This window comes from Thalassobellus citreus (assembly GCF_044385915.1).
Classification (GTDB): Bacteria; Bacteroidota; Bacteroidia; order Flavobacteriales; family Flavobacteriaceae; genus Thalassobellus; species Thalassobellus citreus.
In genome coordinates, this window is sequence record NZ_JBISCC010000129.1 from 141,512 (window position 1) to 156,009 (window position 14,498).

The window sequence follows — 14,498 nt, forward strand, 5'->3', positions numbered from 1 at the left end:
TTAATAAAGAAATCGTGTTAACTGTCCAGCTTCTATCATAACAAATCTAAAAATGAATCCGCCTAAAATGACTAATAAAGCTGGTACTACAACAGGGACTTTAAATCCTAATAATTCTATAAGTTCTAGAATTGCTGGAATTATTAATCCTAAGATAACCACAAAACCAAAGAACATGAGTGTGAAATCGCCTCCTACTAATAATTGCATAGCTTCTAGTTGGACTTGAGAGCCTGCATAATACCCCATAATCATGTGTGTAATTAAGGCTAATTCAATGATGATTAATCCTAAGTCTATCTTTCCGAACAGGTGTTTTTCAGCTTTTGTTTTTGATAATAAAATTATAGCCGCTGCACCTGTTGAAAGTCCAGAAACTAAAAATAATGGTCCTAAAATAGCGTTGTTCCAGAGAGGTCTAGCATTAAAAGCCGATAATAAAATACCTGTATAAACACCTAAAATTAAAGCTAACGGAATTAGGGCATAAGCAATGATTTTTCTGTTTTTTATGGTGAATTTTTCAACAGTATTTAAAAACTTAAAACGTTTGAATACGTTTAGTTTTGCTTCTAGTTTTGGATAGACTTCTCTGTAATAACTAAAGGTCCAAAGAAAAGATAATGGTGTTGTAATTAATAGTATCCAAGCCCCCCAAGACATTGGAGATTCAATTCTAAAGGTTGTGTATAATTGCCAAGTGTATAACGGGTGTGTTAAATCGTATACCAAAGCTAGTAGTCCTAAAGACAAAGCTATTGGAGGAATAATAGATGCCGTTTTTACAGCCGTTGGATATTTGTTTTCATCACCTAAAATATAAAGTAAGGCGGCAAAAAATAAAATACCTGCAGCGAGTCCTCCTAAAAATAAGTAGACAGCTATTGGCCAATGCCAAATTTCTAATGAAGGATCAATATTTGGAATATGCCTTCCGCTTGTGAATAATTCTTCTTGCATCTTATATATTTTTTAAATTAAGTAAAATACGTGTGGATTGGTTCCTGCTTCAGGAGCTAATGTTTTGTATTTTCTATTCTTTAATAATTGTGAAACTTCGCTGTTAGGATTGTCTAAATCTCCAAAATACATGCACTTTGTAGGGCATACAGAAACACATGCTGGTAGTTGTCCTTTTTTTAGTCTGTGATGACAGAATGTACATTTATCTACATAACCATCAGGGTGTTGGTAACGTGCGTCATAAGGACAAGATTCTATGCAAGCACCACATCCAATACATTCATTGGCAGTTACTAAAACAATACCACCATCAACAATATGGCTTGCTCCGGTAGGACAACATCTTACACAAGGTGCGTTTTCACAGTGGTTACATCTTTCAGATTTTAATTCTAAAGCAATGTTAGGGTATGTACCAGATACCGTTTCGGTAATCCAATCTCTACAGTAACCAATGGGTACATCGTTTTCTGTTTGACAGGCAACCACGCAATCACTACATCCAACACATTTTAAAGTGTCTATTACCATGGCATATCTCATATCTCAGTATTTTTATGTGGATTTTCAGTTAAAATGGAAACAAAATTTCCTCTAAGTCCTGTGCCTCCCATAAGAGGATCTATAACAACTTTTGAAATTAATTCGGTATCGCTAACACCTTTTCCAAAAGCTCTGGTTAATTTTTTATTATTGTGTCCAAAACCATGATACATGTACACAGAATCCCATCTAATTCTTTCGGTAACTCTCACTTTTATTGAGAATGTAGAAAGTCTACCATCTTGGTTTTTTAGCCAAACTTCTTGACCTTTTTTTAAATCTAAAATGCGAGCCACTTTAGGGTTTACCCAAAGGGTGTTTTCATCTTTTAAATCACTTAAATTAGGATTGTTTATAGTTCTACTAAAAGTATGCATAGGCGATCTACCATAATTTAGTCTATAGAATCCTTGTGGTGGTTGTGAATGTGGCGTGTAAACAGGCATAGGATCAAAACCTTTTTCGGCTAATTCGTGAGAATAGAGTTCAATTTTTCCGCTTGGTGTTCCAAATTCATAATCTTGACCATCTTCTAAGAAAAGTGGACCAGACGCTCTTTCAAATTTTTTGACACCAATTTTCTTCATTTCTTCTAATGAAGTCCCCATTTTGTTTAGTTGCCATTCGATGACTTCTTCAAAATCGTTGTATTTAAAATAATCTCCTAAGCCAAGTCGTTCACCAATTTCTTTACTAATCCACCATGCTGGTTTTGAGTTGTATTTAGGTTTTGCAGCAGGAATTCGAACAGCAATAGACGGTGTTCTATTTGTAGCTGCTCTTATACCATCATAGCGTTCTAAATATGTACATTCAGGAAGAACAACATCTGCATAACCTGTAATTTCCATAGGCATGGTATCAATAACAACCATAAAATCGACCGCATTAATGGCTTCAATTGTTTTTTCGCGTTGTGGTAAGGTGTTAATTAAGTTGGTTCCAGCAACCATCCACGCTTTTATAGGGTGTTTGTTATCTTTATTAGGTATTGTTGCTTTTACTAATTCTGATGTAATCCCCATTTCGGCAAAAGGATATTGTTTTCCTAAATCATGCCAACCCCATTTTGGTTCTGGATATTTGGGATGTGGAAATTTTGGTGGTTTATGACTTTCTTTAAAGTAGAAACCTCCTCTGTTTCCCCAAGAACCTAATAATCCGTTTAAAATTGCAATAGCTCTTGATCTTTGCGAATCGTCGCCATACCAAGTTACATGGCGTCCAGGATGTACAATAACAGATGGTGCTGCTGCAGCCATTGTTCTAGCTGTTCTTCTTATTTCTTCTGGTTTTATAGTCGTTATTCCATAGGCCCATTCTGGTGTAAATGGCTTAACGTGTGCTTTTAATTCATCAAAACCTAAAGCATATTTATCAACATATTTTTTATTGTATAAATCCTCTTCTATTAATACATGCATCCAAGAAAGTAGCAAAGCAATATCGGTAGCAGGTTTTATAGCTAACCAGTGTTTCGATTTACTAGCTGCTGTAGAAAGTCTAGGGTCTACAGTAATAATAGTTGCTCCATTATCAATAGCGTCTGACATTTCTTGAACTTGGCTATTATGCATGTTTTCTCCAATATGAGAGCCAATAAGGACTAAACATTTAGTGTCTCTAATATCTGTAGGTTCTGGAGAACCAATCCATGAGCCAAAGGTGAGTCCGAAACCGGTTTCTCTAGGGCCTCGACATTGTGCGTAAGCAGGTTCGGCAATAGTATCAGAACCAAAAGCTTTAAATAAATGTTCTAAATGACTTCCTGGAGAACCGTGTTTAAGTAATGCAACAGATTCTGCACCGTATGTTTCTTTTATATCTTTAAATTTTGAGGCAATTAAATCTAGCGCTTCTTCCCAACTAGCTTCTCTATAAGTTTCTTCACCATTTATAGTGGTTCTTATTAAAGGTGTTTTTAGTCGGTCTTCATCATGGTACATGCCAACGCCTCCTGTTCCTCTTGGACAAAGGCGACCATTACAATGTGGATCATCATCATTACCAATAATTTTTTTGATTTCGCTATTTTCATTGGTATAAGCCCAAGCTGCACATTTCCAAAAACATACCTCGCAATAAGTGGCTGTTTTTTTTAGATTTTTTACAATGTTTTTAGCAACTACGTCATTCAAATATGAGTTTTTACCAAAGGCATTTAATGCTGAAACGGATGCGGCAATTCCTCCTAATCCTAATGCAGAAATTTTAATGAATTTTCGTCTCGAAGTAGTCATATATATTACTGTTTATACAGTGATAAAAGTATATACAAAAAACAACCGAAATTATGATAATTATCATGTAATCAGTGTTTTGTATGTAACAAATGTTACATAGTAATTAATTTTAAAGTTGTATTAATTGTTTTAAATGAAGATCATTTTAATTTGTTGTAAATTTGAATAACGGATTAATTGATGAAGACAAAAAGATATTCAATAGCACTTTTTATAATGGCTTTTTTGCTATTAGCAACTCTATTTTGTGTTAGGAATAATGTTTTTTTTAAATCGGAAGGTGTTTATAAAAATAAGTATGTAAAAACCGAGTTTTCAAACACAGAATCCTGCCTTCAATGTCATCAAAATACAAAAGGTTATTCTAAATATCATGATCCTAGTATAATAGGTTGTGCTAGTTGTCATTTAGGAAATACAATTTCTATTGATAAAGGAGAGGCTCATGAAGGTATGATTTTAATTCCTGGAAATTTATCAGATGCTAAAAACACCTGCGGAAAATGTCATTCTAGTGAGTTGCATAAAATAGAAAACTCTTTAATGACGACTAATAGTGGTATTGTAGCGGTAGATAAATTTGTTTTTGGTGAAGCTGATAGTTTAAATTATCATTACCATATAAAGGATATCAAAAACTCAGCTTCAGATAAACATCTAAGAGATTTGTGTGCAAACTGTCATTTAGGAGCAGAAAAAACAACATATGCTCCCATAAATCAATTGAGTAGAGGAGGTGGTTGTAATGCGTGTCATTTGAATTATTCAAAAGAAGCTAAACATGATCTGGATAATTATTTAGCTTCAGATAAAACCGAATTACCAAAATTTCATCCTTCTACAAATGTTTTTGTTAATGACACACATTGTTTTGGTTGTCATAGTCGTTCTAGTAGAATTTCGACGAATTATATAGGACTTCAAGAAACATTATTAGATGAAGGTGAAGTAACTCATAAAACAGGTTATCAGGTTTTAGAAGACAAGCGGGTTTATAAATATATTGAAGAAGATGTGCATCATACAAAGGGGCTGTTATGTATAGATTGTCATTCATCACATGAGGTTATGGGAGATGGTAAAACGTATGCACATGCAGAACAAGCAGTGAAGATTCAATGTATAGATTGTCATTTTAAAGAGAAGCCTAATACGATTCCGTATGATTCTTTAGATAGAGAAAGTTTTCTTGTTTTTTCTCATAGAGATTATAAGCATAATGATAAACAAATTTTAGTAGCCAAAAAAGATAATCATCCACTAGTGAATACCTATGTAGATACGCTTGGTGATGCTTTTTTAATCGGGAAGAAGGATGGCAAGTTACATGCTTTAAAACCTCAAGGAGATGTTTGTTCTAGAGATAATGCACATAAAAATGTAAGTTGTGCATCGTGTCATTCTTCATGGACACCGCGCTGTATTGGTTGTCATCAAGAGTTTGATAAAGAAGAACCAAAAGCTTTCGATTTGTTAGATAAAAAGTATGTAAAAGGACAATGGAAAGAATATGTTGCAGAATTTTCATCATCACTTCCTGCAATGGGTGTACGTGAGAATAGTGAAGGTCGAACTATTGAACCTGCCATTCCTGGAATGATTATGACTATAGATTTAAATAGTTACACTAAAAAAACAACAGGAGAAGCACTTTTGTTTCATAGGTTGTATGCACCCAATTCTCCACATACCACAACAAAAGAGGTGCGTAATTGTGCATCCTGTCATTCTAACGCTGCTGCTTTAGGTTATGGAAAAGGTTCGTTGGTTTATAAAATAAAGGATAATAAAGGAGCCTGGTTATTCACGCCTGAATATGCATTAAATAGCCATGATAATTTACCTGAAGACGCATGGATTCCTTTTTTGAAAGAGGTCGATAAGAATACGGTAAACTCAACCAGAACCGATTTTAGACCATTTACTGTAGAAGAACAAAAACGATTACTTCTTGTTGGAGCTTGTTTGCAATGCCATAAAGATGAATCTGAAGTTATGGTACAGACTTTAGAGTTTGGTTTAAAACCTATGTTAAAAACTATTAGTGAATCTTGCGTTTTGCCTAAAGAGTAATTTATCTCATTTATATTGTGCTCAGAATTGCAAAATAAATACCATGATAAAAGTCATAGTTAACCGTTGCTTTAGTAAGTAATTTTAAAAAATATTTATACTAACTAAACATAAATAATTATGAAAACAAATATTCTAAAAATTCTGTTTTTGCTTTTTTCTATTAGTGCGACTTCACAAGTTGGTCACATTATGCAAGGTGTTGGAGCCGTAAACATGTCTATGGGAGGTGCGTCAACGGCGCAACCATTAGATATCTCTGGTGCATTGCAATGGAACCCAGCTTCCATATCTACTTTTGATGATAAAATCTTTAAGTTTGATATTGGAATGTTTTATTCTTCACCAGAATTATATTCAACGGTGCCTACACCGGCAGGTCCTTTTAGTGGCAATACAAAGGATGATAGAGGTGTTTCTCCAATGCCTGCATTAGCAATGGTTTGGGGTAAGGCTGATAGCAAGCATACTTTTGGTGTTTCGGCTTTTGGTATTAGTGGTTTTGGAGTTACTTTTCCTGAAAGCACAACAAATCCTATTAATATGCCGCAAAGTATGGGCGGTTTTGGTCATATAGAATCCGATTATTTATTAATGCAAGTTGGACTTACTTGGGCTTATGAATTAACAGATAAAATATCAATTGGTATAGAACCAACATTTAATTATGCTGCTTTAGAGTTGGCGCCTAATCCAACAGCAAATCCGTCTGCAGCAGGTTATCCTTCAACAGATAAAGCTTCGGCAATGGGCTTTGGAGCACAAATTGGTGTGTTTTATGATTCTGGAGTTGGCTTAAAGCTAGGGGCTTCTTATAAAACTGCTCAAAAGTTTAGTGAATTTGAATTTGATAATACGTATTTAGATAATTCAACAAGTAAAAATAAATTTCAAATGGATTACCCAGCTATTTTATCAATAGGTTTAGGGTATTCATTAAACGATATTGATTTTGCGCTTGATTTTAGAAGAGTCGATTATGAAAATACAGATGGCTTCTCAACAACAGGATGGACGCAAACAGCTTCTGTAAGTGGTTTTGGTTGGAAAAATATGTCGGTAATATCGGCAGGGTTACAGTATAAAGGAATTAATAAATTACCATTGAGAATAGGGTATACCTATAGTTCTAATCCTATTGATGGTGAAGTTGCCTTTTTTAATATTCCAGCAACAGCCATTATACAAAATGCGTATCAATTTGGGTTTAGCTATGATATAAGTGATACATGGAAATTTGATGCCGTTTATCATTATGGAGCAAGTGATGGAAAAACGTCTGGATCAATACTTAACCCAATGTTAATACCAAGCAATCCACCATACGGAGCGGTTCCTACTAGCGAGATTGCTTACGATATGACAACTTCTATGATTATGGTAGGTGTGAATTATACCTTTGGTAAGTAGTATAAATAAAATTTTTAATGATTTAAAAACAACCTCTTTTTAAGAGGTTGTTTTGTTTTATAATAAAAAAGAACTGTTAATATTTTATATGTGATAATAATAGCTGTGGTTTTTTAATGAACTCTCAAAAATAAGTATTTTACAAATAAATTAAGTATTAATACTTATATTTGTTTAATCTTATTAAGTAAATATTGGAAACTATTACTAGGCATACTATCTCGACATCAACTAGAAAGCGAACATCTTATGATGTTTCTTGTAATTCCTGTGAAAACTATTCGTGTTTAATAAAAAGAAATTTAGCGGTATTAGATAGTTATTCAATTGTTAATGAGAAAAACAATTTAAAATGTAAAAAAGGTCAGCAATTTATCATTGAAGGCGCCCCAGTAAATGGCTTGTTTTTCATTTTAAAAGGTAAAGTAAAGGTCTTTAGAACAGGTATTAACGGAAAAGAGCAAATTGTTCGTTTTGCCAAAACTGGTGAAATTATTGGACATCGTGGTTTTGGTACAGAAGAGTATTATTCTATTGGTGCTATTGCTTTAGAAGATACAACACTATGCTATTTTTCTAAAAATAATTTACAAGAAGCTTTACTAAGGCATCCTAAGTTTGCTTACGATTTTATGCTTTTTTATGCTAACGAATTAAATAGAAGTGAGTCTAAAGTTAAGTCCATTTCTCAAATGACAGTTCGTGAACGTGTTATTGATTCTTTATTATATATACATAGAAAATTTGGAGATAATAAAGGGTTTCTAGATGTTTCTCTAAGTAGGCGAGAATATGCGGACTATGCAGGTACTACAGAGGAACAAGTAATAAGAGTGTTTTCTGCATTAAAAAAGGAAAATCTTATTAACGCTAAAGGAAAAAAAATAGGAATTTCAGATATTCAACTTCTTAAAAATGAGATTAGTGAGCATAACTTCTACTTAGATAGTTAACTAATTTATAGATACAACTTCTTTTTAATTATTTATTTTTTATGATGTAACTGCAGTTTTAAAATCTGCTTTTTCGCATGTTTTAGTATGCTCTAAAAATATGTTTTGGTCTGATTAATACCATACTTAATTTCAAAAAGTCCATTTATTTTTGCTTCAATAATAAGTATTAATACTTATTTAAGTGTTGATAGATTACTAATCATAAACAAACTTAAATTATGGAACAAAAAACAATCACCTTAGTTCAAGAATCTTTTGAAAAAGTTAAACCTATAGCTGCAACTGCTGCCGAAATATTTTATTCAAAACTATTTGAATTAGATCCCGCTTTAAAACCATTATTTCCTTCAGGTGAGGAGGCAATGAAAACACAAGGAAATAAGCTAATGACTATGTTAGCAGCTGCAGTTGCTGGATTAAGTAATTTAGAAGCTTTAGTGCCTGTGTTACAAAATTTAGGTAAGAAACATGTGGAGTATAGAGTTGAGCCATCACATTATAATACTGTTGGTGCTGCATTGTTGGGGACATTATCTGCTGGTTTAGGTGACGATTTTACTCCTGAAGTTGAAGAGGCTTGGACCTCTGTGTATACAACCATGTCTACAGTAATGATTGAAGCTGCTTATTAAAACTAACCAATTAAAAATTCCAAAAATTATGAAAAAGAATATAGTATTAAAAAGTATAAAAATTTCAATGATATGTATGGTTTCTATTAGTTTGTTTTCATGTGGAGGCGTAGCTGAAGAAACACCAAAAGGAAGTGCAGAAGAAAATGTGTTTTCTGTTTCAGAAGTTTTAGAAATGGTTTCAAAAGAAAATGATGTTACTAGAACCTTATATACTAAGGCTATTGTTGGAAAAGGAAAAACACAGGGAATGAAGTTTGATGAAGATTGGAGAAAAGATGATGTAGAAGCTGGTCCGTTACCTGCATTGTTTTTAAGAGGTGTTGCTACAAGTATAACAAAAAGCCCGGTGCCATTAGGGTTATATTTAGGATCTGATTTTCCAGTAAATGCAGCAAATAAGTTTGTAGGTAAGCAAGCGGATCTTTTTGATAAAATTAAAGTAGACCAAAAACCGCAATTTTTTTATGATGAAGATCAAAAACTGCACACGGCAATGTTTGCTGATGTTGCTGGTGCTGGAGCGTGTGTGTCTTGCCATAATGGACATGCACAATCTCCAAAAACAGATTGGAAACTAGGAGATGTTATGGGCGCAACCACATGGCAATACCCTAAAGATTCATTAACATATAAAGAAACAGTAGCTGTATTAAACGCTTATTCTAAAGGAACTGTAGATATTTATTTAGAATATTTAGATGAAATTAAAAACTTTAAAGAGAGCGAAAAACCAGAGATTGGAAAAAAATGGCCTGCAGAAGGAAAGTATTTGCCAACAGCAGAAGTTTTTCTTGATAGTGTTAGAAAATTAGCATCATATGAAACCATGAAAAAACTGGTGGCATCAAATTAATATAAAGTATTGAAGAAGGGAAGAGTAGTTTGTTATCACAGCTAGTTTTTTGCGATTAGCTGTGAGCAAATTATTTACTAAGTATTATTATAAATATAAAAATACATGAAAAGCAAATCTACCATTTTAGGACTAGTATTACTGTTGCTGTTTTTTATTCAGTTTTTATTTAAACTTGAATGGGCATGGTTGTATGAGTTACAGCAAGAAGAAATGTATAAACGTTGGTCTGGTTTAGGGTTAGCATTACTAATTACATTTCAATGGGTTTTGTCTTTAACTCGTGTGGTTAAAAAACTACGAAAATATGCTCTAAAAATGACGGCTATTCATAAGTGGTTAGGCGCTTTAAGTCCTCTGTTTTTTTATGTTCATAGTATGGCTCTAGGTTATGGCTACTTAGCGTTACTTACGTATCTCTTTTTTGCAAATGCCCTAATTGGGTACATAAACTTAGATGTAATAAAGAATAGCAGCGATTTGTTGTTTAAAGGTTGGATGATTTGTCATGTATCATTTTCCATTATAATAACCATCATAATGTTCTTTCATATTGGTGTTGTGTTCTATTATAAATAAAACAACGTCATTATTAAATTTAAGCTACATCAATAGAAACGTAATATCCTATTAAAAACGATTATAACTAAATGAAATTATTAGTAAAAGATATTATAAAGGAAACTCCTGATGCATTGAGCATCTGCTTTAAAAATGGTGGTTTTTTCAACAAGCTTTCATATAAACCAGGACAGTTTCTTACTATACATGTTCCTATAAATGGTCAGATTCATAAAAGAGCATATTCATTTAGTAGTAGCCCTAAGACAGATAAAGATTTAAAAATCACCATTAAGCGAGTAGATAAAGGGTTGGTATCTAATTATGTGCATGATTATTTAAAAGTTGGAGATAAGTTAGAAGTAGATAAACCTATGGGCTCATTTTTTATTGAACCTAAAAAAAACAATATTAAAACGTACGTTTTGTTTGCAGGAGGCAGTGGTGTAACGCCTGTTTTTTCTATAATAAAATCTGTTTTAGCTACAGAAGAAAATTCTAAAATCATACTTATATATGCGAATCAAAATATAAATTCTATAATTTTTCATAAAGAAATAGAAATACTTTTAAAGCAATATCCAAATCAGTTTTTTGTAGAACATATTTTGTCTTTTTTACAAGAAGAAAAGGAAAATTACCATTCAGGTTTGCTTTCTGAAGATTTACTGGCTAAAATTTTTATTAAACACAACCTTAAATTTGAAGATCATACTTATATGATTTGCGGTCCATTTGGTTACATGGAAAAAGCCAAAGAACTTTTAAAGTTGAACGGTATTTCAAGAGAAAAAATTAAGATTGAAGTTTTTAAAGCACCAACTATTAAACTATCTGGAAAAGATTTAATAAGTAATGTTACTATTAAAACTAATGGTCAAGTACATGCTATAAAAGTAAGAGGCGATAAATCGATACTTCAGCAAGCCATGTCTGATAATATAGCATTACCATATTCGTGTCGTTCTGGTATGTGCTCTACCTGCAAAGCTACTTGTGTGTCTGGTGATATTAAAATGATAGATGGACATTTTCTTGATGAAAAAGAAGTAAGTAATGGTAAAATACTAACCTGTGTTAGCTATCCTGAAAGTGAATCGGTTGTTATTGAATTGTAATAAATAATAAATTATGTTTAAAGTTAGTCCCTTAAGAAAAAGACAGTTTATAGGAGGTGTAGTAGGTATAATACTAGGAGGTCTTATATGTTTTATTTTAACTTTAGATGTTTCTGAAAAATATGTGTCTATTGGACCAATGAATGCTGGACATAATGATATGTCTTGTGTAGCATGTCATGCTGATGCAAAAGGAAATTTAGTTCAACAAATACAGTCTAATATTTCTCATGCAGTTGGGACTAGAGCAAATGGGGTCGATTTTGGAACAAAAGATGTAACGGTTGTTAATTGTTTAGAATGTCATGATAGACCTAATGATAGACACCCAAATCACCGGTTTTCTGAGCCTAGATTTAAAGAAGCAATAAAAGTTATTGATGCAACTACATGTATTACTTGTCACTCAGAACATCATGGAGAACGTGTTTCAGTGGCTTCAATTGATTATTGTATGAACTGCCACCAAGAACTGGTTGTAGAAAATGATCCTTTAGATATTAGTCATCAAAAGTTAATAGCTAACGAGCAATGGACAACTTGTATTCAATGTCACGATTTTCATGGAAATCATAGGTACGAAGTGCCTACTTCTTTAAAGGACACGATACCAATGTATGCTTTACAAAAATATTTTGATGGCGGCGATGACCCTTTTGGTAATGATAAAAAATATACTGGATTATCAGAGCTTGATTGGTTAAAAAAGCTAAAAAAAGAATAGGGGGCATTTCTTATTAAAAAACAATTCAATTTAGATGCTTCACGTAGTTTTGTCTGAATCTCTCATGAATTGCTATTTTCTCATTTTTCTGATATAATTTCTACTTGCTATTTAGATTCCCGTTTTAACTAACCATTAGGTCTGTTTCTGATAGGTTTTAATTTATTAATGTTACTTTTGTAGTATTAAAAAAAATCATCACCAATCTTTAGTTTATGCCGTATCAAGATGTGTTTGTTCTTTTCTGGGAACAAGTAAAAGAAAGTTTCGAAGCAGGTCGTTTTGCCAAATTAACGATGGCAAAGACCATTGGTAAGCCTAACTTGAGAAATATCTTTGTTAGACCTATTTCTTCAGATGGTGGCTCTAAGGTTTTAGTGAAATTGCGTTACCAATCTAGAGATACCGAAGATGAGGAACAGGAGATGACTTTAGATGATGCTTTTGTGTTTTTAAAGCCATATTTAAAAACGTCTTTTTGGTCTGTTCTTTTGTTTACTACAACAAAGGATGTTACTTTCAAAATCAATAAAAAAGGCGCAGGAAGAATAACTGAGAATTCACCAACATTTCGTGATGTTACTGAGGCTAAGAGTGATTTGAGGTAAATTAATTGTTCGATGAAAAAATGAGTATTATGAACGATTTAAATACTTTCCCAAATGCAGCTCTAAATTAAGTTGCCATACAATACATTCATGTTAAAAAAATTGCTGATTTATACTTTGGCTGTCACTTCATTTATTAGCTTTTTCTAATTTTTTATTCATTTCATACTATTTATATCTTATTTGTATAGATATGACCGTAATATTTTTATAAAACTACAAGCTACTTAGGTATTTGAATGTATATACGTAGTTTGTTTTCTTCTGATTTTCAGCTGGTTATTTTGTTTTTATGTTTTTTAGCAGGTTTCATTATGTTGTAAAAAGTGGTTTTTACATGGGTATTGACATTAAATATAATTAAGACTACGTATATATTTGTCAAAAAATAAGTATTACTACTTAATTAATTTAAAATTATCTATATGAAATCATTACTAACAAAATCAACATGGATCTTATCAGTTTCTTTACTGTTACTTTCTTGTGGAGGAAAAGAAAAGAAGAAGGCTGTAACTGAAGAAGTTGTTGCAGAAACTTCAAAAACAAAAACTTTAGAAATTGAAAAACCTCAATTAACATTTGGTTTTATAAAGTTAACAGATATGGCGCCTTTAGCTATAGCAAAAGAAAAAGGTTTTTTTGAAGATGAAGGATTATTTGTTTCGGTTGAAGCACAATCAAACTGGAAAAATATTTTAGATCGTGTTATTGATGGCCAATTAGATGGTTCTCATATGTTAGCAGGACAACCAATTGCAGCAGGTGCTGGTTTTGGTAGACAAGCCGATTTGGTTACTGCGTTTTCAATGGATTTAAACGGAAATGGTATTACAGTATCAAACGATGTTTGGTCAAAAATGAAACCAAATGTACCTAAAGGTGCCGATGGTAAACCTGTACACCCAATAAAAGCAGATGCTTTAAAGCCTGTAATTACAGAGTATAAAAATAGCGGTAAAGCTTTTAAAATGGGTATGGTATTTCCAGTATCTACGCACAACTATGAAATTAGATATTGGTTAGCAGCTGCGGGTATTCACCCAGGTATGTACACAGCAGAAAATGTACAAGGTCAAATTGATGCAGAAGTTTTATTATCTGTAACACCTCCGCCACAAATGCCAGCGACGCTTGAAGCAGGAACTATTTATGGATACTGTGTAGGTGAGCCATGGAATCAGCAAGCCGTATTTAAAGGTATTGGTGTGCCAGTTGTTACTAATTACGATATCTGGAAAAACAATCCAGAAAAAGTATTTGTAATGACAAAGAAGTTTGTTGATGAAAATCCAAACACAGCTATTGCTGTAACGAAAGCATTAATTAGAGCAGGAAAATGGTTAGACGAACCAAGTAATAGAGCAGAAGCGGTGAAAATATTATCAATGTCTCAGTATGTTGGTGCAGATGAAGCGGTATTAGCTAATTCTATGACTGGAACGTTTGAATTTGAAAAAGGTGATAAACGTGAGATGCCAGATTTTAACGTATTCTATAAGTACAATGCAACCTATCCTTTCTACTCTGATGGTATTTGGTTTTTAACACAAATGCGTCGTTGGGGACAAATTCCTGAAGCTAAATCTGCTGCATGGTATGAAGAAACTATTAAAGATATATACCGTCCAGATATCTGGAAAAAAGCAGCCGATTTATTAGTCGCAGAAGGACATATTCCAGCAGCCGATATACCAAGTACAGATGGTTATAAACCAGCTACAACCGATTTTATTGATGGAACAAAGTATGATGCTAAAGACCCTATAGGTTACATCAACAGTTTTTCAATAGGAAACAAAGACAAGTAA

The 14,498-nt window shown here is 32.8% G+C and carries 13 protein-coding genes; 10 read left to right on the forward strand and 3 right to left on the reverse strand.

Going from position 1 to position 14,498, the window contains the following annotated elements; all coding sequences use genetic code 11:
- The 3 genes from nrfD to ACH5TX_RS16680 are packed head-to-tail and all read right to left on the reverse strand — an operon-like array spanning position 1 to position 3,746.
- A complete protein-coding gene (nrfD, locus tag ACH5TX_RS16670) occupies positions 1 to 960 on the reverse strand; it encodes an NrfD/PsrC family molybdoenzyme membrane anchor subunit (RefSeq protein WP_439340626.1) in 960 nt (319 codons plus the stop codon).
- A gap of 12 nt (positions 961 to 972) precedes the next feature.
- Complete coding sequence (locus ACH5TX_RS16675) at positions 973 to 1,506, reverse strand: 4Fe-4S dicluster domain-containing protein (protein WP_439340627.1); 534 nt, start codon at positions 1,504 to 1,506, stop codon at positions 973 to 975.
- Positions 1,503 to 3,746: a molybdopterin-containing oxidoreductase family protein gene (locus ACH5TX_RS16680; RefSeq protein ID WP_439340628.1), complete on the reverse strand. Its 2,244-nt coding sequence runs from the start codon at positions 3,744 to 3,746 to the stop codon at positions 1,503 to 1,505. Before ACH5TX_RS16680 ends, ACH5TX_RS16675 begins: the two co-directional genes overlap by 4 nt.
- A gap of 183 nt (positions 3,747 to 3,929) precedes the next feature.
- On the opposite strand from ACH5TX_RS16680, the gene ACH5TX_RS16685 reads away from it, so the two are divergent.
- From ACH5TX_RS16685 to ACH5TX_RS16730, 10 genes are all read left to right on the forward strand, one after another.
- The gene (locus ACH5TX_RS16685) at positions 3,930 to 5,822 is read left to right on the forward strand and encodes a hypothetical protein (RefSeq protein WP_439340629.1); all 1,893 of its coding nucleotides are present in this window, start codon (positions 3,930 to 3,932) and stop codon (positions 5,820 to 5,822) included.
- A gap of 120 nt (positions 5,823 to 5,942) precedes the next feature.
- Positions 5,943 to 7,232 carry an OmpP1/FadL family transporter gene (locus ACH5TX_RS16690; protein WP_439340630.1) on the forward strand — a complete coding sequence of 430 codons (1,290 nt, stop codon included), beginning with the start codon at positions 5,943 to 5,945 and terminating at the stop codon, positions 7,230 to 7,232.
- Positions 7,233 to 7,426: 194 nt separating this feature from the next.
- Entirely contained in the window at positions 7,427 to 8,185 is a 759-nt protein-coding gene (locus ACH5TX_RS16695; protein ID WP_439340631.1) for a Crp/Fnr family transcriptional regulator, read from the forward strand.
- A 221-nt stretch (positions 8,186 to 8,406) separates the two neighbouring features.
- Positions 8,407 to 8,820, forward strand: coding sequence for a globin family protein (locus ACH5TX_RS16700; protein ID WP_439340632.1), 414 nt, complete (start codon positions 8,407 to 8,409; stop codon positions 8,818 to 8,820).
- Between the two features lie 28 nt (positions 8,821 to 8,848).
- Positions 8,849 to 9,676: a c-type heme family protein gene (locus ACH5TX_RS16705; RefSeq protein ID WP_439340633.1), complete on the forward strand. Its 828-nt coding sequence runs from the start codon at positions 8,849 to 8,851 to the stop codon at positions 9,674 to 9,676.
- A 105-nt stretch (positions 9,677 to 9,781) separates the two neighbouring features.
- Positions 9,782 to 10,255: a hypothetical protein gene (locus tag ACH5TX_RS16710; RefSeq protein ID WP_439340634.1), complete on the forward strand. Its 474-nt coding sequence runs from the start codon at positions 9,782 to 9,784 to the stop codon at positions 10,253 to 10,255.
- A 71-nt stretch (positions 10,256 to 10,326) separates the two neighbouring features.
- A complete protein-coding gene (locus ACH5TX_RS16715) occupies positions 10,327 to 11,355 on the forward strand; it encodes a 2Fe-2S iron-sulfur cluster-binding protein (protein WP_439340635.1) in 1,029 nt (342 codons plus the stop codon).
- A gap of 13 nt (positions 11,356 to 11,368) precedes the next feature.
- Positions 11,369 to 12,079, forward strand: a complete 711-nt coding sequence (locus ACH5TX_RS16720; RefSeq protein ID WP_439340636.1) for a cytochrome c3 family protein — start codon at positions 11,369 to 11,371, stop codon at positions 12,077 to 12,079.
- A 215-nt stretch (positions 12,080 to 12,294) separates the two neighbouring features.
- Entirely contained in the window at positions 12,295 to 12,687 is a 393-nt protein-coding gene (locus ACH5TX_RS16725) for a hypothetical protein (protein ID WP_439340637.1), read from the forward strand.
- Positions 12,688 to 13,112: 425 nt separating this feature from the next.
- Positions 13,113 to 14,498 carry a CmpA/NrtA family ABC transporter substrate-binding protein gene (locus ACH5TX_RS16730; RefSeq protein WP_439340638.1) on the forward strand — a complete coding sequence of 462 codons (1,386 nt, stop codon included), beginning with the start codon at positions 13,113 to 13,115 and terminating at the stop codon, positions 14,496 to 14,498.